Raw genomic sequence first — 21,981 nt, forward strand, 5'->3', positions numbered from 1 at the left:
TTAAGGTTATTATTTCTCTCTAGCCAAATCATTTACCGCATTAGCGAGAAATACAAACCAAGCTCCACCATCTATAATACACTCATTTTCTCCCCAAAAAAATGGCCAGTCATCTTTATTTTCTAAATAATCCGGCTTTAAAAAGATAAGTCCTGGTACTACTCCACCAGCAATGGTTGTAAAATCGGCACGGTTGTTTCCATAAGCTACTTTTTTAGATCTGTTTCCTACCGCATTCACAAAAGATAAATTGGAATAAGGATGACATCCAAAAATATAGTTCAACCCCTGATAAACATATTCCTTATCCATGATATCCGGATATATTTTATGAATGTAATAATTGGTGCTTGCCCAATTAATTACTTGCGAAGTGCCGCCCCAGCCTCTCTTAACCAAAGGAACTCCATAAGGATTATCAGTATTCTCTTTATTTGTTTTTTCTTTATACTTAATAACATAGCTTCGTAATTTTACTTTGTAGCTATCATCCATAGAAGGCACAGCCAAGAGAGCTGAATTAATATTGAATTCTAAATTTTCATCCAGTAATTTCCAAATTCTATCCAGAAAACCTTTTTTGTAATTTTGGTCTTTTGTGCTTAAATAAAGCTGTAATATCGCAATCATATCACTTCCCTTGCCCCATCTTGACATTGGACTATTATCCGGTTTTGCCTTTTTTTCTATTTCTGTTGCTTCGTTGTACAGCTTTATAGCAAGAGACAAACATTTAGCAGAAAGCTCGTCATTGTAGTCTTTTAAAGCTCTGCTTGCTGATGCTAAAGCGCCTGCGGTTCTGTAATCAAGAAATGAAGAGCGATTTGTAAATGCCCATCTATCATCCATCGTGCCACTTGAAACGCCATTGGATTCATATGGTTTGAGAGAAGGATTATACGGAAGATTATCTGTCTCGGTAGAAGCGTCACCCAAATGATGATACTGGTGCAGATTAGGTACCACAATTCCTCTAACGGGATGACCAATATTCTCAACTTGTGCCACAAGATTCAAAACGCCATGCTCAATTTGCTGTAATAAATCTGGTTGGCCATCGGGACGGTGAATGTCTACAAACTGCGTTTTTTGGTCAATATAAGTTTCATCTCGATTTACTTTGAACTGTTCCCAAGATTCTACAAAACTGTTGATTACGCTGACATGCGAAAAAGTTTGTATATCAAAATCACCCGCATCAAACCAACCTCCAACAGACATTCCTGGAATACGTTCTAAAGGTTTATATTTAGTTTCTGTGGTCGGACCTTGTTTGTAACCATCAAAATGTTCGTGATTCAAAGGTGCCTGAAGACAATCATCTAAAAATGGTTTTCCGTGCCAAACTCTGTAAGCCTCATTGACTTCCATATGGTCCATTTGAACAGGAAACCAAACATCCATTGTAGGATGCCATACTTGTGAATAAACATCATCTTCAATCTGAAAAGTGTTGGTTTTATGATTTCCATATTGAATGTAATAAAGTCCCTTTTCCTTTATGGAACTAAAATCAAATTGAGCATAATTATATCTTAGATAATTTCCCCAAACTTTTACATCGCCTTTTAGTTTTTCAGTAAATTTTCCATCTTCGCCAAGCTTAAATATCGATGCGCTGCTTAATGCTTTATCATTTTTATCCAATTCAATAACAGCCACTTTGGTTTGGTTTGGCATATAACCCACCTGAGAGAATCCAATTACAGGTTCTCTTTTCCAGTTGGGAATTGCATTAGGTTCTACATACCAAGTCAACACTTTTCCTGTTTTATTTGAAGGAAGCATACTTCGCGCAATAAACCATCCATTCTGCCCAAGGTTTCTTCCGTCAAAAAGCAAAATTTCCTGATCTTCAGATTGAATTTTTACAGTTCGCTCAGGATTTTCTGGAGCAAATAAAAAATCCTTGCCAGATGCCAATGGATGTGTTACTATAAATTCATTTCTTCCGCGATCATCAAAAGTGGTATGTCCTGCAAACTGCGGTATTTTTTGAGATAAAGGTTGCATTTGAGTATTTCCTGCAGGATATCTGGGAAATGTTGCCGCTTTTCCATCCGCCAAATAATTACTTTCAGCGTAAGAAGAAGGCAAAAATTCTATGTTAAATCCTGCTCTTCCTTCTAATTTCTTTGGAACAGGTTTATCCAATATAACTGTAATTACAAAACCTTTTCCTTTTGAAGTCACTATAATTTTGGAATCAAAATCAAACTCTTCATATCGCAATGTAACTTCGATGGTATTGTTTACTTTGTCTACTTTTCGACTCGTCATCTTTGGAATTAAATCCCATTGTTCTGGTGTGTTTTGAAGTCTGATAGCGCCACCAGTAACAGTTCTCACGCCATGATGAATGAATTCTATACCAGCTGTTTTCTCATCGAAGAACATTCCGTTGTATTCGTTATTAAAAACCCAGACATTCAGTCCCACTGTTTCAAAATATTCTTTTTCATTTAATACTAAATTTTGAGAAAATGAGATATTAGAAAGACTAAACAATAAAATAACAATTGCATACTGTTTCATAATTTTATTTTTAAGTTTAAAATTTATTTAACTGCCGGATTTATGATTTGATAATTCCCACTAAGATGCATTAAACTAAAGAGGTACATCAATCCATCATAATAAGGATCAAAGTAGCAGTCTTCATAAGGTTCAAGTTTTGCATTCCAGACAGCATGAACAAAATCTATACTTTTTTTATCTTTATTAACTAATGATGCAGTTGCCGAAGTTGCTACCAATCCAATCGAATGTCTTAGTTTTTTAACAGAACCAGCTTGCAAAATAAAATCAGGTTTAGAACCATCCAGATTGAATTGATCTTCAAAAGTGTCCAATCCTTTTGATCTGAGGAAATTTTGAAATTTAGAAGCGTATTCTTCCTGCCATTTTTTATCTTTTCCGTACCAAGCATAATCCATTGCAATGTTCATAGGAACTCGCCAGGAATCATATCGAAATCCCGGTGGCATCCATGGTGTAGGATGAGGTTCGCCAGTAAACTCGGTATAATCTGAGTTTAATCCTGTTATCGGATGCGTTGCTTTATGCAGAAATTGTCGCGAAACATCAGCACATTCTTTGTAAAACTGTTCATGTCCATCTTTTGCATACAATGCCCATATTTCGAAAAATGCTGGAACATGATATGAAGGATCTGTCCAATTGTAACCACCACCTTCAGGCACGAATGATATTTGCTTATGTTCAGTATTGATAATATTGTAAATGTTGCCAGTACCATCTTTTTTCCACATATTATCCAATATTCTTCTGCCTTCTTTGTAATAATCTATTCCTGTAGTATTGCCCCATCTATTTGAAGCAAAAAGCAAGCTTGTTACAAAATATAACTCGCCATCTGAAGCAGATCCAGCCGAATTTTGCTTTTTGGTTTCCGGATTTACACTCCATGCAAAATAACCTTCTCTTGGGCCATCCTGATGTTGCATGTACTTTACAGACCATCTCCAAAGACGGTCAAATACTTCTTTTTTATTAAGCTGAACCGCAACCATCATTCCGTATGACATTCCTTCTGTACGCGCATCCTTATTTTTAATATCCGATACATATCCTAAAGAATCACCTTCTTCAAAATAAACTTTGTTTGATCCTTCAAAAACATCGTAATAGGCTTTGGCCAATTTTTTATCAATCTCATTTTGGCTATAACCCGCTTCTTTAAAAAGATTACGATATTGAGGAGCTTTAAATTCTGATTTTTCTTCTTTCTTTTTATTCTGACTAATAACTAAAACTGGAAAAATCAATCCCAAAATCAGCACCAAATAGTGAAGTCTGACAAGGGATTCGCTTGCGAAATTTTTATCTATTATCATTTTTGTTTTTTTTCTTTATTAATAATTAATTCGAAACCAGTCAAAATCTACATATCCGCCAATATTTTTTGTTGCATAATTGAACAATCCAAAACGATAACCCATAAAGTGAGGAAGTGTATATTTCATTTTTAAAGTTTCACCTATCGGATTCCAAACTTTTCCATCTAAACTATAGAAGAAACTTGCTTCATCTTTTTTATTGGTAAAATCACATTCGATCTTTAAATAAACCTGATTTTGAAGCAAAGGAATTCGTTGTATTTCAACCGGTTTATCCTTAATAGTATTTTCCATAACTACAACTTTTTGATCCTTTTCAGCTTTTACTCCTACCAAACCGTACTCTTTTTGCAAGGCACTCAAGCCTGCAAAATCTCCTTCTTTCATTTGTGAAACATCCAATAAAACAGAAGCTTTGCTCGTTGGACCGATAGTACGTTGTGTAAGTGTATTTCTTGCCTGGAGAAAATCAGTATCAATTCTTCCTGTTTTTAGACGCAGAAATCCTTTTCTTTCTTTTAAAGACCAAAGTGCATTATCAGGATTATGATTCCATTGCCAAACTAATGGCAGCGTTTCTTGCCCTTTCTTTCGATTAAATTCATCAGAAGCAACCAAATTCGGAATTAAACTTTTATTGGATGGCAAGTCTAAGGTTTTTGGAACTTTATTGTTTTTACCCAAAATTGGCCAATCGTTTTCCCATTTTACTGGGACTAAATATGGAATTCTGCCAACAGCGCCAAAATCACGAAAAAGATAAGAGAACCAGCGTCCATCAGTAGTATTAATAAGTCCGCCTTGTGCAACACCTAAATCCTGCAAGCCTATTTTTCCTTCCCAAGGACCTGTGATATTATCTGCTTTATGTATAATCACAGTTCGCATTCCGTCTTTCGGCCAACAGATATTAAATAAATAATATTTTCCTTTAATTTTGAATAATTGTGAACCTTCGGCTCTCAGCATAATAATATTTCCAGCGGGTTCACTGGCATTTTCTATAATGATTTTTTCAGGAGCATTTTGTTTGATTCCAGTTAAGTCATCGTTTAGTTCTACTAATTTGATTTGACCCGTTCCGTAAATCAAATATGCTTTTCCATCGTCATCAAAAAACAAGGAATGGTCGTGATAAGCAGGTTCAAAAGAAACCCTTTGCCAATTTCCTTTTTCTATATCTTTTGTTTTAAAAATATAGGTTTCACCGGTGGTCTGTGCAAAAGTTGTCACATAATAAGTTCCTTTGTGGAAACGCAAACTGCTTGCCCATGAACCTCTTCCGTAGGTACTTTTTCCATCTGTTAAATTTAATTCGGGCATATCTGCCAAAGTATCATAGGCATAATTTATTAATGTCCAATTAACCAAATCTTTAGATTTCATAATAGGCAAACCCGGACTCATGTGCATTGTAGTGCTGCTCATGTAATAATTTTTACCAACTCTTATAATAGAAAGATCGGGCACATCAGAAAAAATTATCGGATTTTGAGCTTTTTTTCCTTGCGCTGAAGCAGTCATCTGAACAATCAAAATGAGGAAGGTAAAAATCAAGCTAATTCTTTTTTTCATAACATAAAAAATTAAAATCCATATTACTTGATTTTGCCTATACCTTCAGTTGTTTGTATTATTTTCTGAATCGTTCCGTCTTTATTATAATGCATATAATCTACACAAATAGAGCGTCTGTAGCTTCCACCCGTTGGCAGACTTCCGTTATGATAGAAAAAATATGATTTGCCTTTAAAGTCAATAATACCGGGATGTGTGGTAAAACTATTTTGCACATTTTCCTGAATAATACCTTGATAGGTCCATGGTCCTGTAATGCTTTTAGCCGTGCAGTATTCTATCATTTCTGGTTTGGTTCCTGCGCTGGCATATACTAAATAGTAAAGCCCTTTTCTTTTATAAACCCAAGGTCCTTCGATATAATTTTTAGGTTTGAAAGTAGTTATCTCCCCATCCAATTCTGTCATGTTCTTTTTAATTTTGACCCATTTACAGCTTCCATTTCCCCAAAACATATAGGCTTGGCCATCATCATCAACAAAAACAGTCGGGTCAATATCGTCCCAAGCGTATTTCATGTCTGTTGTCATTTCATTTATAATAAGCGCTTTGCCAATTGCATCTTTAAAAGGCCCAATAGGACTATCCGAAACAGCTACCCCTATTGCTGCACCACCTCCACTTCTATCATCTTTTTTATGAAATGTAGAGACAAACCAATAGAATTTTCCATCTCTTTCAATACATTGAGCGGCATAAGCATCTCCGGTTGCCCATGAAAATGTACTTGGCGATAGCAATGCTCCATGATCTTTCCAATCTTTCATGTTGGTTGTAGAAAATACATGCCAATCGGCCATTTTATAATTGGTATCTTGTTCCGTTGCCACGTCATGGCCTGTATATAAATACAATGTTCCTTTATGCACGATTGGAGCGGGATCAGCAGTAAAAATATCTTTGATAATAGGATTTTGCGCTTTCATTTTTATTACTGATAAAAAGCACATTAGCATAAATACTATTCTAATTGTTTTTTTCATTATCATGGTTTTCGGTTTGGTTTTATAGTTATTGATCGTATTGTTTACTAATTTGAAACTATTTATTTATGGGAATTAAGGAAATCACAAAGCCTCCTCTTCGAAGTAATTTCACTTCAATAGTTTTATCCTTATTTACTTCCAAAACTTGAAAAGAAAATGCTTTATCGTGTTTTCCATCTGCAATAACAACGGCACGATAATCAATCCCTTCATCTAAAAAATCCAGTTTGATTTCTTTTGTAAGCTCTTCACGCTCAGAGGCACTAATTCCGCCAATGTACCAAGAGCCTCCTTTTCTGCGCGCCATTATCACATCTTTGCCTGGATAACCATCTATAAGTTTGGTTGCATCCCACGTTGTTGGAACTTCTTTTAAGAAGTTTTTCGCCTCGTCAGGTAATTGGTAATATCCTTCAGGCCTGTCTGCAAAATGTTGGAAAGGAGACTCAAAAAGTACGGAAAGCGCCAATTCATGTCCATAAGAAGTGTGATGTGGAAACTGAGAACTGGTAAAAGTCACGGGAGTATAATCCATTGCCCCTACTACATTTCTTGTAAAAGGCAAAATGGTATTATGTTCTGGCGCTGTGGTCGAAAAATCTGGACCATTATTGTACCATTCCGCTCCGCGTACAGCTTCATAAGTCATTAAATTTGGATAAGTTCTTGACCAGCCACGCGGTACAATACAGCCATGAAAATAGACCATGATTTCAAATTGGGCGGCATCTTCTAAAATATCCAAATAATAGTTGATCATATCCTGTTTTTCGCTTTCGAAAAAATCAACTTTAACCCCGGCAACACCCAGTTTTTTAAGTTTTGTAAATTCTTCTACTCTATTTTTATGCGTCAGCATTCGGTCTTTCGGCGTAGATGGAACCCATGTGTGATCTCCTCCAGAATTATACCACATCAAAGGTTTTATCCCTTTTGAATGGATATATTTTAAAGCATCTTCTAGATTTCCGCCGTTTGCCATAGCATCCCATTCCCAATCTAAAAGCGTATAAGGCCAATTCATTTCTAAAGCTAAATCTGTAAACTTGCATACAATTTTGTAATCTTTCGTTCCGTGATTGCTTGACCAATAATTCCAGGAAACTTTTCCGGGTTTTACCCAATCAGTAGTTTTAAAAGCAGTTGGAGTCGATACATCATCGATTAAAGTACTTTCTACAATAGCACCTAAACTTCCTATCGTAATGACTCTCCATGGTGACTTCCACGGAAGTGAAATTTTTGGTTTCGATTCGCCAGTACCTCTCGCATCCTGTTGATCAGGAAATGTAAGCTTGTAGGTATTGATGTCTGTTGTGTTGCTTAATTTTGTGCCGCAATAAGTGCGATTTAAATCGGCTTCATGTAATAAAAACCAACATGATTTATCTGAGGAATTAAATAATGCTGGATAACACCATTCTTGCTGAAGTATTTTATCATCACTGGATGAAGCGTATAATCCTTCATTGGCCGGATTCCACTTTTCCAACCATCGTTTATTTTCTTTTGGTATTTGGTACGCCGTTAATTCATCATTAATTATAAACGAACCTTTTTTTTCTGGAAATTCATAACGAAATGTAATGCCATCATTATACGTTCTTATGATAAGATTTAATTTGGCTTTGCTCGGATTTTCAAAAAAAACAGTTATTTCGTTCGCCGAATTTTCACGCACAGACTTTTTCCCAAATGGAAGTTCATATCGATCATTAATTAGTTTTGGCTTTGTTGCTTTTAAAAAACGAAGTTCCTTTGAAAAATCCTGATCACTTCTTAAAATTCCTAAATTGATCTTCGGAATTATTTCGATTATCTGATTCACTTTATACGACACTTGCAAATAACATTCCCCTTTGGTATTCAAATCAGCAACATGCAAACCAGTTATGATTTTTTTATTTGGTGATTGCAAAATGATATTTTGCGACCAGCTTTGTGACCAATTTAATAAAGCAAAAAGCAGTACAATAATTTTTAATTTCATGATTTTAAATAATTCGATTAGTACTATTTCAGATAGTATAATTGTAGCGTAATGAAAAAGCCGAAAGGGATTAAGCTTCCGGCTTTACGATTTAAAAACTAAGGCACTCAGTTATAAATAGATTCTGTAAAATAACACTTATAACACACCATCAACTTTTTAAACCAATTCTTATTTTTCAATATTTAGCGAACTAAAAGCGAGATATTTAGGAACTTTAATTATAATTCGAACTTCTTTTCTTATTCAAAATGTCTTGCTATCAATCAACATTTAATGTGTTATGCCGTGTTCCCCCTTTAAACTTGAATTTATTTGGCATTCCTGAATAAGTGTATTTATTACAAATATAAAAAATAAAACCATAAAACAACCGGTTGTGTAATAAAAATCATTAATTTTTAATAAAAAAACAGTTGTAAAAAAATCATATATATCTTTTTTATGCCAATAAAATAGAATATTCGTATTTAGACTGATTCTTTCAGAAAAAAATTACAGATTTAAAACTATTACTAAATATTCTTTGAAAAAGTCGTAAAAGAAATTGGCCACTTTTTTACTAGTAAAACATTATTAATCAGCAGTATTGAAATAGTATTTACACCACTATTTAATAGTACGATTAATTTTACCAACCGCAGTTGCAATTTCTACTTCAGGTTTTTTACAAGCTTTGTTTACACATATATATATGTAGGTTTCATTTTCGACAAAACGGTCTTCTAACAAAGGAAGTTTACTTTCTTTTGCGGATCCTGCAATTAGAATATTGGGCAAATAATAACTTTGAAGTTGATTTGTTTTAGCCACAGCATCTTTTCCTGATATGGCAACTTCAAAATAATCATTTGTATAATTGAGCATTAAATCCAACCAATTATAATATTCCATCGGTGACTCCAAGGCATTAACTTTTACATTATTCAACATGCTTTGCGACATTTTTGTATATATATCATTAGAATAATAATGTCCTAATAAAAATAAATTATGTGCCAAAATTGAGTTGGAACTCGGAATAACATTGTCTACAATTTCCATTTTTCTAGCAATCAAATTTGCAGAAGTCTTTGATGTAAAATAGAACAGATTTGATTTTTCATCCTGAAAATGTTTTATCGCATAATCTGTTAATTGTTTGGATTTAGTTAGCCATTTCTCGTCAAGCGTAATTTCGTATAACGAAATAAATGCATCAGCAACGGTAGCATAATCTTCAGAAAAACCAGAAATACTGCTTTTGCCTTCTTTATAACTATGATTCAAACTTCCATCTTTTTGTAATTGATTGTCGACAATAAAATTGGCACTTTTTAAAGCGATTTCTTTATAATGTGGATTTTTAAATGCTCGATATGCAGCTACATAACCCTTTATCATTAAAGCATTCCATGAAGTCAATGTTTTATCGTCTACATGTGGTCGGGATCTTTTGTTTCTTGCTGATACAAGTATTTGTTTCCAATTTTTAATTTTTGAATCCAATTGCGCTGAAGTCAATTTATTTTTGGCAGCAAAATCTTTATCTGACTGATTTTTAAACAAGACATATTTTTGGTTTTCCCATAAACCGTGTTCATTAATATTATAATATTTCTGAAAAAGCGGGTAATCTGATTTTAATAAAACTTGCAATTCTTTTTTATCCCAAACATAATAAGCGCCTTCTTCTATTTTATTTTCTTTGTTTTTGCTATCAGCATCTATAGAAGAATAAAATGCTCCGTTCGGTGCCATAAGTTCTTTTTCTACAAAATCCAGAGTCTCATAAACTGTTTTTTTATAATGTTCATTTTTTGAAACCAAATAAGCATCGGAATATAAACTTACTAATTGCGTATTATCATACAGCATTTTTTCAAAATGAGGAATATGCCAATTCGCATCTACTGAATATCTTGAAAATCCTCCTCCAATTGCATCATACATTCCACCATCAGCCATTTTTGTTAGTGTATTGTCAACAAAATTCTGAATTGATTTATCCTTATTCTGAACACCATAACGAAGCAAAAATTGCAAAGAAGCCGGCATTGGAAATTTGGTTTGACCAACTAAACCTCCATCTTTATAATCTAAATGTTCTTTCCATAATTTTACAGCAGCCGAAATTTCGGTTTTATTAAAATTGACATCTTTATTATTGACAGCAATCAACTGCGATTCTTGAATTCCTTTTACTAATTTGTCTGCATACTCACTTGCCTTATTTGGGTCTTTCTTATATAAATTAGAAATTTCGGTTAAAGCTTTTGTCCATTGTTCTTTAGTGAAATAAGTTCCGCCAAAAATTGGACGACCATTAGGAAGCGCAATACAATTTAATGGCCATCCGCCTTCGCCAGTCATCAATTGTACGGCATTCATATAGATCTGGTCAATGTCTGGGCGTTCTTCCCTATCTACTTTTATACTGATGAAATTGTCATTCATTAATTTGGCAACAGAATCGTTTTCAAAACTTTCCTTTTCCATAACATGACACCAGTGACAAGAAGAATATCCTACCGAAATAATAATCAGTTTATTTTCTTTTTTTGCCTGATCCAACGCTTCTTTATTCCATGCTTTCCAATTTACAGGATTGTGCGCATGCTGCAAAAGATACGGACTCGTCTCATTGATCAAATCATTCGTATATTTATGATATTCTTTGTCTTCCTGTTTTTTATTGCAACTGAAAAAAAAGCAGGAAACAAGTAGTAAAAGGTAGAGAATGCGCATAAAAAACGAAATGTAAAAGTGATTATAATGATTTGAATTTTAGAAGCTTTTAAAACTTATGAAGCTAAAATAGCAATTTATATTTAAAAGATTTATCGAAACGAAAGAATGCTTCAAATGTTCTATTAAAGGCTTCAAAAGTGACAATCTTATTTGAACTTTCAAGCTATTTTTACAAGTAGCATTTTATTCAAATTATTAAAGAAGGAAATTTTTGCAAATGAAAAAACTCAATACTATTTTAACGATAAACCAATTCACAGATAGAAGCAAAAAACAATACATAAGCATTAGTAAAACATCTGAAAAACTTTCTGTAATAGAAAAAATAGGCTACGGTTTGGGAGATTTTGCAGCAAATTTGATTTTTCAAACTTTGCTTACTTTTTTAGCTTTCTTTTATACTGATGTTTATAAAATTCCTGCCGGTACAGCAAGTATTATTATTTTTATTGGCGGTTTTATCGGTGCTTTCTTTAATATTTTTATGGGTATTGTTGCTGATCGTACCCAAACAAAATGGGGAAAATTCAGACCCTGGATTTTATGGACTGCATTACCTTTTGGAATTGGTTCTGTTCTGACTTTTTTAACGCCAAATTTTAACGAAACAGGTAAAATCATCTATACCTTACTTACTTACTTTTTTCTAGTCTTAATCTACTCAGCAAATAATTTGCCTTATGTTGCCTTAGGTGGAGTTTTAACTGGTGAAATGAAAGAAAGAAATAGCCTTTCTTCCTATCGTTTTGTAGCAGTAATGATTGCTCAATTTGTGATTCAGTCCCTTTTATTGCCCTTAGTCTTGATTTTTGGTCATGGTGATAAAGCAGTTGGTTTTAAAAATACGATGATTTTATTTGCTGTAATAGGCACAATTTGTTTGCTGATCACTTTTTTTACAACCAAAGAAAGAATTCGACCATCAAAAAACCAAGAATCTTCAGTAAAGCAGGATTTTATTGATTTGTCTAAAAACGGTCCTTGGCTCGTTATGTTGCTGGTCACAATTTTAGTTTTTATAACCTTGTCCTTAAAAGGCGGGATGTATGTGTTTTATTTTAAATATTATTTAGATTCAGCCGCTCAAACCGTCTTTTTGAATGATATTGGTTTTACAGCATTTATTCATGATCTGAATACTTCATTGACAACCATGGGATTAGTTGATTTTCAATGGCCAAAGGATGTTGCTACTTCTGCATTTAGCCTTTTTAATGCGGGCGGAATTCTTTTTATGATTTTGGGCATTTTATTTTCGAAATCACTCGCAGATGCCTTTGGAAAAAGAAACATTTACATCAGTTTTATTTTTTTGTCTGCTATAAGTCTGTTGCTTTTTAATTTTTACAGCCGAACAGCTATTGAGATCGTTTTTCTGACGCAATTAGCGCACGGATTTATTTATGGTGTTACCATTCCTTTATTGTGGGCTATGATTGCTGATGTGGCAGATTATAGCGAATGGAAAAACCATCGAAGAGCAACTGCTACCGTCTTTTCGGCCATGCTTGTTGGATTAAAAATTGGAATTAGTATTGGTGGTGCATTGGGCGCCGCATTTTTATCTAAATACGGTTATGTAGCCGAAGAAGTTAATCAGGTTCCGGCTGCAGTCGAAGGAATTAAACTTTCTATCAGTATTTATCCGGGCTTTATTTTTATTATAAGCGCTGTTATGTTGTGCTTTTACAAAATAGATAAAAAAATGGAAATTCAGATCGAAAATGACTTAAGAGAAAGAAGATAAAATTAAAATTATGACAGTCATAAAACACCGTCATAATTTTAATTTTTTTAATGTTGATCATTGTACCATAATCTTCAGACTGCTTACGATATCTTTCGCTGATGTAGCCGTATAAAGTACAAATTCACCAGTTTCAACTTTCCAGCTGGAAGTTTTCTCATCGTAAAAAGCCAGATCTTTAACCTTTACTTTTAGATCAATGGTTTTGCTGTCTTCTGCCTTCAGAAATATTTTATCAAATGCTTTTAATTCCTTTTTTGGCCTTAAGACTGACGCATTTGTTTGTCCCACATATAATTGAACAACTTCTGCTCCATTTGTTTTTCCTGTATTTTTAATATCAAATTTCAATACTATTTCATCATTTAAACTATAGACTTTTTTATCTGAAGCAACATTTGAGATTTCAAAAGAAGTATAAGACAATCCGTAACCAAAAGGATATTGAGGTTTAATTTCTTTGGTATCAAACCAGCGGTAACCAACCAAAATATCTTCATCATAATTCACCTTTAAATCATGGCCCGGATACGCTCCTAAAGCATGTGCTGGTGATTGGCTTAAGGTCGCAGGAATAGTAAAAGGCAGTTTTCCTGAAGGAAATTCTTTACCGCTCAGTACATCAATTACAGCATTTCCGGCTTCCATTCCACCGTACCATCCCCAAACCAAGGCAGGAACTCTCGATTCAATTCCAGCCAATTCAAGTGGCGAACCGGCAATAATCACAACAATGGTTTTAGGATTTGCTTTGGCTACTTCCTGAATCAAAGTTTCTTGTCCGTAAGGCAAACGCATATGAAGTCGGTCAAATGATTCTGAATCAAAATCATGGTTTAATCCTGCAAAAACAATCGCTACATCCGATTTTTTTGCCTGAGCTACAGCTTCGTCAATTAATTTCCAATCTACTTTATCTGTATTTAATTGGCCATTACTGCTCCTTTCCACAACATGCGATTGTTTTTCATATCCTTGCGAAAAATTTATTTGCAACGATTTTCCATATTTTTCGGTAATAGCCTGAAGTGGCGTTACTTCATATAATGCTTTTATTTCCGAACTAAATCCGCCACCACAATGCGTGCGCGTCGCATTATCTCCAATAATTGCAACCGATTTTAAAGCACTCATATTTAAAGGCAAAGTTTGATTTTCATTTTTTAATAGAACAACCGCTTCGACAGCAGAGCGATAAGCGGCTTGCTGGTGTTCTTTTGTATTTATAGAACCTGTTATTCGTGTTTTAGGATCTAAAACTTTGGTTTTAATCATAACTCGTAAAATATTCGCTACTTTCTCATCTACTACACTTTCTTTTATGTGTCCTTCCTGTACTGCCTTAATGAGTGGATCTGCAAAATACCATTCATCATAATTTTCTTTTTCAGTTCCCATTTCCAAATCTAAACCAGCTAATGCCGCTTTTTCAGTACTATGCACAGCATCCCAATCCGACATATAAACGCCTTTGAATTTGAATTCATCCCTAAGAATTGTTCGGCCTAAATAAGTATTTTCGGTGCAGTATTCACCCCTAAATTTGTTATAGGCTCCCATAACTCCCAATACTCCAGCATCAACAATCGACGATTTGAAACCAGGTAAATAAATTTCGCGAAAAGCACGTTCGCTCATATTAACATCAATAACAAAACGATTTTCTTCTTGGTTATTTGCTACAAAATGCTTCACACAAGCAGCAACATCCTGAGTCTGCAAAGCTTTGATATAACTTATTGAAAGTTGAGAAATAAGAAATGGATCTTCGCTCAAATATTCAAAGTTTCGTCCACAAAGCGGAGAACGAATAATATTGATTCCGGGTCCGAGCAAAACATCTTTTTTACGAAAACGGGCTTCTTCACCCAAAACGATACCGCGCTGTTTTGCCAAATCTAAATTCCAGCTTGCTGCCATTGCAGTTCCCGGAGGGAAAGAAGTAGAAGCATCATCTGTTTGCCCAGTATATTGCCAATTATGACGATTCATTTCTGCTCTGACTCCATGTGGACCATCTGACAATGCCCATTCCGGAATTCGAAGATGTTTTATTTCTGAAGTATAAAATTTAGAGTTTCCATGCAACATACCCACTTTTTCCTTCAAAGTCATTTTTTTTATCAAATGTTGGATCTTCTTTTCAGTTACGGCATCGGTTTGTGAAAAAGCAGTTTGAAAGAATAGTGAAAACAACATAATAGTTCTAATTTTAAATTTCATTTTATATATTTTTAAAAAACTTTTTGGTCAAGATTGATAATTTGGTTATAATGATATAAGAGAAAAAAATCTTTAAACAAGCTTCCAAAAGTAAAGCAATGCGGTATATCAGAATCTAACAAATCGTGCATTTTCTATAAGAAATGAAGCAAACTTGCATGAAATAATTGCATAAAAATCTAAACTCAACACAAAAATTAATAACATTACTTCTCAATTTTATTTTTTACAGAATTTCAAATAATCGATACGTAAAGATTTTTTTGGCTTGTTATTTTTAATATAAAAAGATTAACATGAAAATAAAACCCGACAGGTTTTAGAAACCTGTCGGGTTCAAAATTGGAAAACAACCTAAAAAAAATAATTATTATTTGATTATTCAGCGCCATCTGTTGTTGCCCTTGCAACAGCAAATCCAGCCACTTTTTTACCAAGTGTTAATCCTTTTTCGCAATCACTTCTGTAATGTATAGCACCATACATTCTTGAATTTGATGCTTCAAGTGCCATAGCTTCGTATTCCGTTTTTTTAGCAGGAACAAAATGCGATAAAACGGTACTGGCAGCAGCACTAAAAGTAGAATGTCCCGAAACATACGCTGGGAAATTAGGAACTCCTATAGTGGTTTTAATCGAAGGATCCATTTGACATGGACGTGGATTGAAGTAGACGTATTTTGCGTCCCAGCAGCTAATCGCAGCATCCATCATGGCAACATTTAATAAAGCCAAATTTCTTGCCCAGCGAACTTCGCTATACGATTGCTGTACAAAAGTTTCAGAAGCTATAGCGTTCCAATGTCCTGGAGGCGTGTAAGTATCTACTCCGTCAGCCCAAAAACTCACAATTTCCAAATGTTCACGAGACTTGTCCTGACTGAAACTTTTAATCTCGGCTAATTCTTTGGCAAAAGCTTCAGATTTTGTGGATGGCGGTGCAGGCGGACGATTTGCAACAACATCAGCTTCTGTCATTAAAAATGATTTTACTTTTCCGAATAATGGCAACATTGGAGGTCTTGCCGGTACTTCTAATGATTTCCACGGAATTTCTCCTTTTGCTGCAGTTTCAGTTTCAAATGCTGCCCAAATTGCTGGCGTACCAATAGCTGCTCCCGCTCCATCTGTTGAAGCACGAGTGATGAATTTTGCCGCAACCTTTCTTCCTAAAATTATTCCGGCATCAACATCAGAGCGAACATTGGCACCACTGATAATGCGATATAATTTTTCTTCTTCGGCTTTTTCGTTTACATAAGCGATTTCAGTTGGAAATAATAATTTCAAAAGTTCAACGGTAACTCCCGTCACTACAGCATCTTCTGAAGGATAAGATGGCAAAGTGCTTTTAGGAATTAGAACCTGCAAACTCGGATCAACAGTATAAGGTGCCGCTCTGTTGTAAAGCTTTTTAAAATGCCAAGCAGCAACGAGAGCATCGTATTGAGCAGCGCTTACATACGCATAAGCTCTCGCCGCATAAGGAGGATTAGAAAATGGAAATTGAGGATAAGCAAACGGATTTGCTGCTGAAGGTGCTGGATACGTTCCATCTTCATTTTGATACGGTGGACGATTGTGTCGTGCGACCAAAGTTCGCAAAATTTCATTCCAACGAAGCACACTGCCGGCACTCCAATACTCTATTATTCTTTTTTGTTCTTTTGTAATATCAACCTGAAAGCTCTTTATTTCATTGATTTCTCTGGTATATGCAGCTGAATTTGTCGCTACTGGCGCATCTATTGAAAATTGATCGGGCGCAGTTAAAAGATATGTTTTCCAAGTGCCGGCTTCAACATCAGTATTTTTCGGATTTAATTGTGGAAATTCTTCATTTCGCTGTGCAATATCATCATCACAGGAATATATTAGTCCAATGCCTAAAAGTAAAATTATCAGACTTTTAAATGCTATATTTTGAATACTCTTTTTCATCTTAGTTGTTTTTCTTATTAAAATTAATCAGATAGAAAATGCCTCCATAGAATGAAGTTGCTTCTCCAACATTTCTGCCTTCTGTTACTACATTATATCCACCAACAATGGCTAATTCAGGTTGTTTTATAACCGTATATTTTCCATTCACACCCAATTTAAAAGCATTCATCGTATTGCTTGGAAAAGGCATGTTGTTTTTTGTAATGTCAAAACCTCCAGATTGTGTCACCGAATTATCGATAATAGCTTCTGCAATCAGTTTTGAGGAACGGTATCCGAATCTAAAATTTACATTTATTAAATCTGGCATATCTACTTCATTAGTATAATGAATTTCATTATCTAAATAAGAATTTCTATCAATTGTGATGTTTCCTCTTTTCACATAAGCTCCAGATAACGTAGCAAAAAAGTGGTTATACTGAACATCTCCCATCAATCTAAGTGTTCCGGTATTGCTCTCAAGACCAAGGCTTAATGGCAAATAATCAGCGGCATAATCTGATCCAGGTGTTGAATAACTTCCCAAAACAATTAAGGAATACTGGACATTACCAATATTCTTTTTTATTGGCATGTATTTTAGAGTGAAAGTTAAATCCTGTATTCCTTTTTGACCTTTCATAGTTCCAGCGGTCGCTTTGGTTTCAATATAGGGAACAGTTAAAAGGAAATTTAACTTGTCTAATATTCCATAATCCCCCATAAAAGCAGGACCTTGCGAAGATACAGTCCCAAGGTTAAGATTTTCTCTTTTAAAGGTTCCCTCCCAATATTTATCCCAACTACTGTATTGATAAACCGCTCCAAAGCAAAAATCATTTTTCTTCATCATAAGCGCATCTATATCAGTTTGTGCGTTCATCATAACGGGAATTAGGAAGAAAAAGCACAAGTATATTTTTTTCATTTTTAAATTTGTTTTTGTTGGTTAATAGTTTGTTTCAGTTTACTCATTCAGCATTTGCAGTAAACTTTTCCTGCTCTTTTTTCAAACTCATTGCTGTATAATAATCCTCGTTGTATTTTCCGGCAATAACCAGCGCTCCTGCAACCAAGACAATATTCTTGATAATATACTGTCCCGCCAATGTTGGTTCATACGGAAAGATTTCAAAACAGCTGGATTTTAGAATGAAAAAAGTAGATAGCGTTGCCGTCATGTGCAATAATAACAGCACAATAGTTACCGGAATTAATTTTCTAAAGAGCAATCCCAATCCTATACATACTTCACAAGTTCCAAGAATTGGAATAAAAAATTCTGGCTTTAACCAAAAAACCGTTTTTGCCACCATGTCACCTGCAGGACTAAGGCCGAAGATTTTAAGAAGTCCAAACCAAATGTAAATGATAACAAGAGCCAAACGCATTAAGTAAACACCATGTTTTCCTATTTTATCACTTAATGAGAAATAGAAAGAATTAAAAGTAGTTTTCATTTTTCTTCAAATTTTGGATTATTAATTTAGGAATGTCTAAAAACAATACTTACAATGTCTATATGACACTGTAAGTATTGTTTTTAAAAGTCAGGCTTGAACTCAAAATCAGAGTTTAGAATTTTTTCCTGACTTGTTTTTTACTTTTAATTAATCCTGACGCTTTGCAAAAACGAATTGTTTTTGGTGACTAAGAGATATGTTTTTCCTTGTACTTTTATTTTTTCCATGTTTTTAACGTCTCCCGGAGTAAAAAATCCGCTTTCAACTGCTGTTACCGATTTGAATTTTCCTTTTCCATTCCCTTTTAAAAACAATCCATGACCGGCATCGTTTCGAGGTGTTTCGACTTCAGAATTGTACATGTTTCCTGTAATCAACGCATCTAGATTTCCGTCTTTGTCATAATCATCTATCATTATTTGATTGATACAGCTAAGCTGTGCTTCAACAGGCAGTTCATGAATAACAAATTTTCCGTTCCTATTTTCTAAATAAATACTGGCAAAAGATTTCACTTTATAATGCAAGGCTTCTTTAAGTGATTTTTCGGTATAAACATCAACCAAAGTCGCTTCTGAAAAACTTTCGTAATCTTTGAATTTCTTCTTGATATTCGGAATTTGCTGTGACGAACAACCGCGTCCACGAACTGGATATTGTTTTCCATCATTGTAATAGCTTAGTACAATATCTTTGTGTTTATCATTGTCAAAATCTTTCACAAAAATGTCAAAAGTCTCATTGGGAGTAGCTTTGTATTTGTAATTCAAGCCATTATTTCCAACGATATAATCCATGTCGCCATCTTTGTCAAAATCGCCTTGCTGAATGCTCCACCACCAGCCTGTCGTGTCATCATTAAGTCCCATTTCTTTTGTAACCTCTTTGAAACCTGCTTTTGAATTTTGAAAAATTCGGATCGGCATCCATTCACCAACAACAATAATATCATCTAATTTATCATTGTTTATATCTGTAATTACGGCACTTGTTGCCATTCCGAGATTAATGAATTCTTTAGGAGTTTTTTTAGAAATTTCAAATTTTGGTTGTGTTGAAGTGCTGATATTGTGCAACAAATAAGTTGTTGTTGGCGAAGGATATTGTCCCGGAACTTGTCTTCCTAAAACCAAAAGATCCTGCTTTCCATCTTTATCATAATCGATTGGATACACTTTTGAACCACTTACCAACATTGATGGCAATACTCCGGCTGGAGCTTTAGCAAAATCACCTTTTCCGTTGTTGATATATAATCTGTCTTGTAATTTTGGGTCATTAATCAAAAACTCGTAACCACCACTCACTACATACAAATCGTTATCTCTATCATTATCAGCATCAAAAATTAATGCTCCTGTATCTTCACTCGCTTTATCCAGTTCCAATGCAGGAATATTCTTTTCGACAAAACCATTTTTAGTCTGAAAAAACATTTTTCCGGAATAAGTTGCTGAACCTCCAATGAAATAATCGTCAAGACCATCTTTATTCAAATCTCCAACAGCAATCACAGGGCCGAAAGTTGACATTTTATGAGGCAATAAAACCTGATCTTTAAAATCATCGTATTTATTTTCTTCATGTTTAAAAACTGGAAAAACTTTGGTTTCAGTTGCAAATAATTGATTTTTAGGAGCTGAAGATGCTACTGCTTCTTCTTTCGCATCTTGCTCTTTTAAATGAAGCGTTTGATTGGCTTTTACATTGTTTAACTTTTGCACTTTGCCATTTGTCCAAACCACTTTTACTTCGTCAATTGTATTTTCTTTACCAACACCAAAATGCAGTTCAGGAGCAACTGATGACTGAAATCCTCTTGTTAAAGTAAGTTCTTGCATTTGAGTTCCCTTTTTGGTTCTCACATAAACACGATTACCAAGACCATAAACATTTTTTGAATTGCCTTTGAAATCTACTTTGACATAATTGTTTAGTTTTGAACTTGAATTTTCGAAAACTGATGCATAATCGTCGATATTATTTACTACAATATCCAAGTCGCCATCGTTATCTAAATCAACGTAAGCAACGCCATTTGAAAAACCTTTATATTCAATTCCCCATTTTTTATTTGCCTGCTCAAAATTTAAATTTCCATTATTTTGAAACATGAAATTATCGATTTTCTCAGATGGAATTTCCTGTGATTTTTTCAGCAAATCTTTTGGTTTTAGATTTAACGTTTCAAGGCTATGAAAGAAATCATTGTTGTTGATTTCCCTCCTTGTTCCGTTAGTTACAAACAAATCTTTATTTCCGTCGTTATCAAAATCGGCAAATAAAGGTCCCCAGCTCCAATCTGTAGAAGATGTTCCTGTGATACGCGATACATTGCCAAAATGCGGAATCCCGTTTTCATAAACACCCGTATTTAACTGCATACAATTGTGCATGTATTGATAATTAAAACCGGCATCAATTACATCCCAAAAAAGTTTCGGATTCATACTAGACATGTTTGCCTTTTTACGGCGATTGTCCTTTGCGTCCATGTCAACCTGAAAAAGATCTAAATTTCCATCGTTATTGAAATCTGAAATATCAACGCCCATTCCGTAAAATGAATTATGCGCCATTGCTTCTTTTACCACTTCCTTGAATGTTCCGTCCTGATTGTTTATGTATAAGAAATCTGGTGAGTTGAAGTCATTCGAAACATAGATATCAGGCCAGCCATCATTATTTAAATCGCCCACTGTGGCGCTTAATGATAAACCATAGTTTTTTACACCTGCCTGTTCGGTAACATTTGTAAAATGATTTCCATCATTTCGGTATAAATGCCCCGATTCATTGTCTTTGACATGAAGCATCATTTGGACATAATCACCCGTTGCAGAATTAAATTTCGTAGGCGGATAATTGGCAACAAACAAATCTAGATCACCATCTTTATCATAATCAAAAAAAGTTCCCTGAACGCTGTTTCCTATATCATCAATTCCGTATTCTTTGGCTTTTTCTGTAAAAGTGCCATTTCCGTTATTAATATATAGCTCGTTGTTTTTAGGTCCAAATTTTCCTCCCACGCTACAATAAATATCTAAAAATCCGTCTCCATTTACATCGGCCATTGTAACTCCGGTATACCAACGGCTATCGCCTCCTACACCAGCTTTTTCTGTAATATCTTCAAATTTTAAATTTCCTTTGTTTAAGTATAATTTGTTTGAAACCTGATTTCCTGTAAAATAAATATCAACCAAACCATCGTTATTGATATCGCCTGTTGCAACTCCACCTCCTAAATAAATATAGTTGTAGGTAAAGTAATTCAGTGAATCATTTTCTTTCAGGTTATTGCTGAAATCAATTCCTGTATCAGAACGATCTAAAGTTGTAAAGATCTTTTGATCAGAATCTTTAGAACAGCTTGCAAGTATTAGTAAGCTCACAATGCTCAAAAAACCTGCTATCGTATTTATGTTTTTCATTTTTATATTTCTAAAATTTATCAATTTGTCTAATGGATTAA

General features: G+C 34.4%; 12 protein-coding genes. 1 reads left to right on the forward strand and 11 read right to left on the reverse strand.

The annotated features are described in order from the left end of the window. Positions 1–9: 9 nt before the first annotated feature. The 6 genes from FN795_RS20680 to FN795_RS20705 form a co-directional block, all read right to left on the reverse strand. On the reverse strand, positions 10–2,535 hold the full coding sequence (locus FN795_RS20680) for a glycoside hydrolase family 9 protein (RefSeq protein WP_142452383.1): 2,526 nt from the start codon (positions 2,533–2,535) through the stop codon (positions 10–12). Positions 2,536–2,558: 23 nt separating this feature from the next. Next, a complete protein-coding gene (locus FN795_RS20685; RefSeq protein ID WP_142452384.1) occupies positions 2,559–3,857 on the reverse strand; it encodes a glycosyl hydrolase family 8 in 1,299 nt (432 codons plus the stop codon). 18 nt (positions 3,858–3,875) lie between these two features. Further along, on the reverse strand, positions 3,876–5,435 hold the full coding sequence (locus tag FN795_RS20690; RefSeq protein WP_142452385.1) for a glycoside hydrolase family 43 protein: 1,560 nt from the start codon (positions 5,433–5,435) through the stop codon (positions 3,876–3,878). Positions 5,436–5,458: 23 nt separating this feature from the next. Beyond that, entirely contained in the window at positions 5,459–6,421 is a 963-nt protein-coding gene (locus FN795_RS20695; RefSeq protein WP_142452386.1) for a glycoside hydrolase family 43 protein, read from the reverse strand. Between the two features lie 58 nt (positions 6,422–6,479). Beyond that, positions 6,480–8,414, reverse strand: a complete 1,935-nt coding sequence (locus tag FN795_RS20700) for a glycoside hydrolase family 97 protein (RefSeq protein ID WP_142452387.1) — start codon at positions 8,412–8,414, stop codon at positions 6,480–6,482. Between the two features lie 609 nt (positions 8,415–9,023). Beyond that, on the reverse strand, positions 9,024–11,141 hold the full coding sequence (locus tag FN795_RS20705) for a thioredoxin domain-containing protein (RefSeq protein ID WP_142452388.1): 2,118 nt from the start codon (positions 11,139–11,141) through the stop codon (positions 9,024–9,026). Between the two features lie 220 nt (positions 11,142–11,361). On the opposite strand from FN795_RS20705, the gene FN795_RS20710 reads away from it, so the two are divergent. Further along, a complete protein-coding gene (locus FN795_RS20710) occupies positions 11,362–12,891 on the forward strand; it encodes an MFS transporter (protein ID WP_154275394.1) in 1,530 nt (509 codons plus the stop codon). A gap of 57 nt (positions 12,892–12,948) precedes the next feature. On the opposite strand, the gene FN795_RS20715 is transcribed toward FN795_RS20710, so the two are convergent. From FN795_RS20715 to FN795_RS20735, 5 genes are all read right to left on the reverse strand, one after another. Continuing rightward, positions 12,949–15,114, reverse strand: coding sequence for a beta-glucosidase (locus FN795_RS20715; RefSeq protein ID WP_142452389.1), 2,166 nt, complete (start codon positions 15,112–15,114; stop codon positions 12,949–12,951). A 378-nt stretch (positions 15,115–15,492) separates the two neighbouring features. After that, positions 15,493–17,055, reverse strand: a complete 1,563-nt coding sequence (locus tag FN795_RS20720) for a phosphatase PAP2 family protein (RefSeq protein WP_142452390.1) — start codon at positions 17,053–17,055, stop codon at positions 15,493–15,495. Position 17,056: 1 nt separating this feature from the next. Continuing rightward, a complete protein-coding gene (locus FN795_RS20725) occupies positions 17,057–17,968 on the reverse strand; it encodes a hypothetical protein (RefSeq protein WP_142452391.1) in 912 nt (303 codons plus the stop codon). A 43-nt stretch (positions 17,969–18,011) separates the two neighbouring features. Next, positions 18,012–18,500, reverse strand: coding sequence for a hypothetical protein (locus FN795_RS20730; RefSeq protein WP_142452392.1), 489 nt, complete (start codon positions 18,498–18,500; stop codon positions 18,012–18,014). Between the two features lie 146 nt (positions 18,501–18,646). Further along, on the reverse strand, positions 18,647–21,940 hold the full coding sequence (locus FN795_RS20735) for a VCBS repeat-containing protein (RefSeq protein WP_142452393.1): 3,294 nt from the start codon (positions 21,938–21,940) through the stop codon (positions 18,647–18,649). Between the last annotated feature and the right edge of the window lie 41 nt (positions 21,941–21,981).

It is taken from the genome of Flavobacterium resistens (assembly GCF_900182645.1).
Classification (GTDB): Bacteria; Bacteroidota; Bacteroidia; order Flavobacteriales; family Flavobacteriaceae; genus Flavobacterium; species Flavobacterium resistens.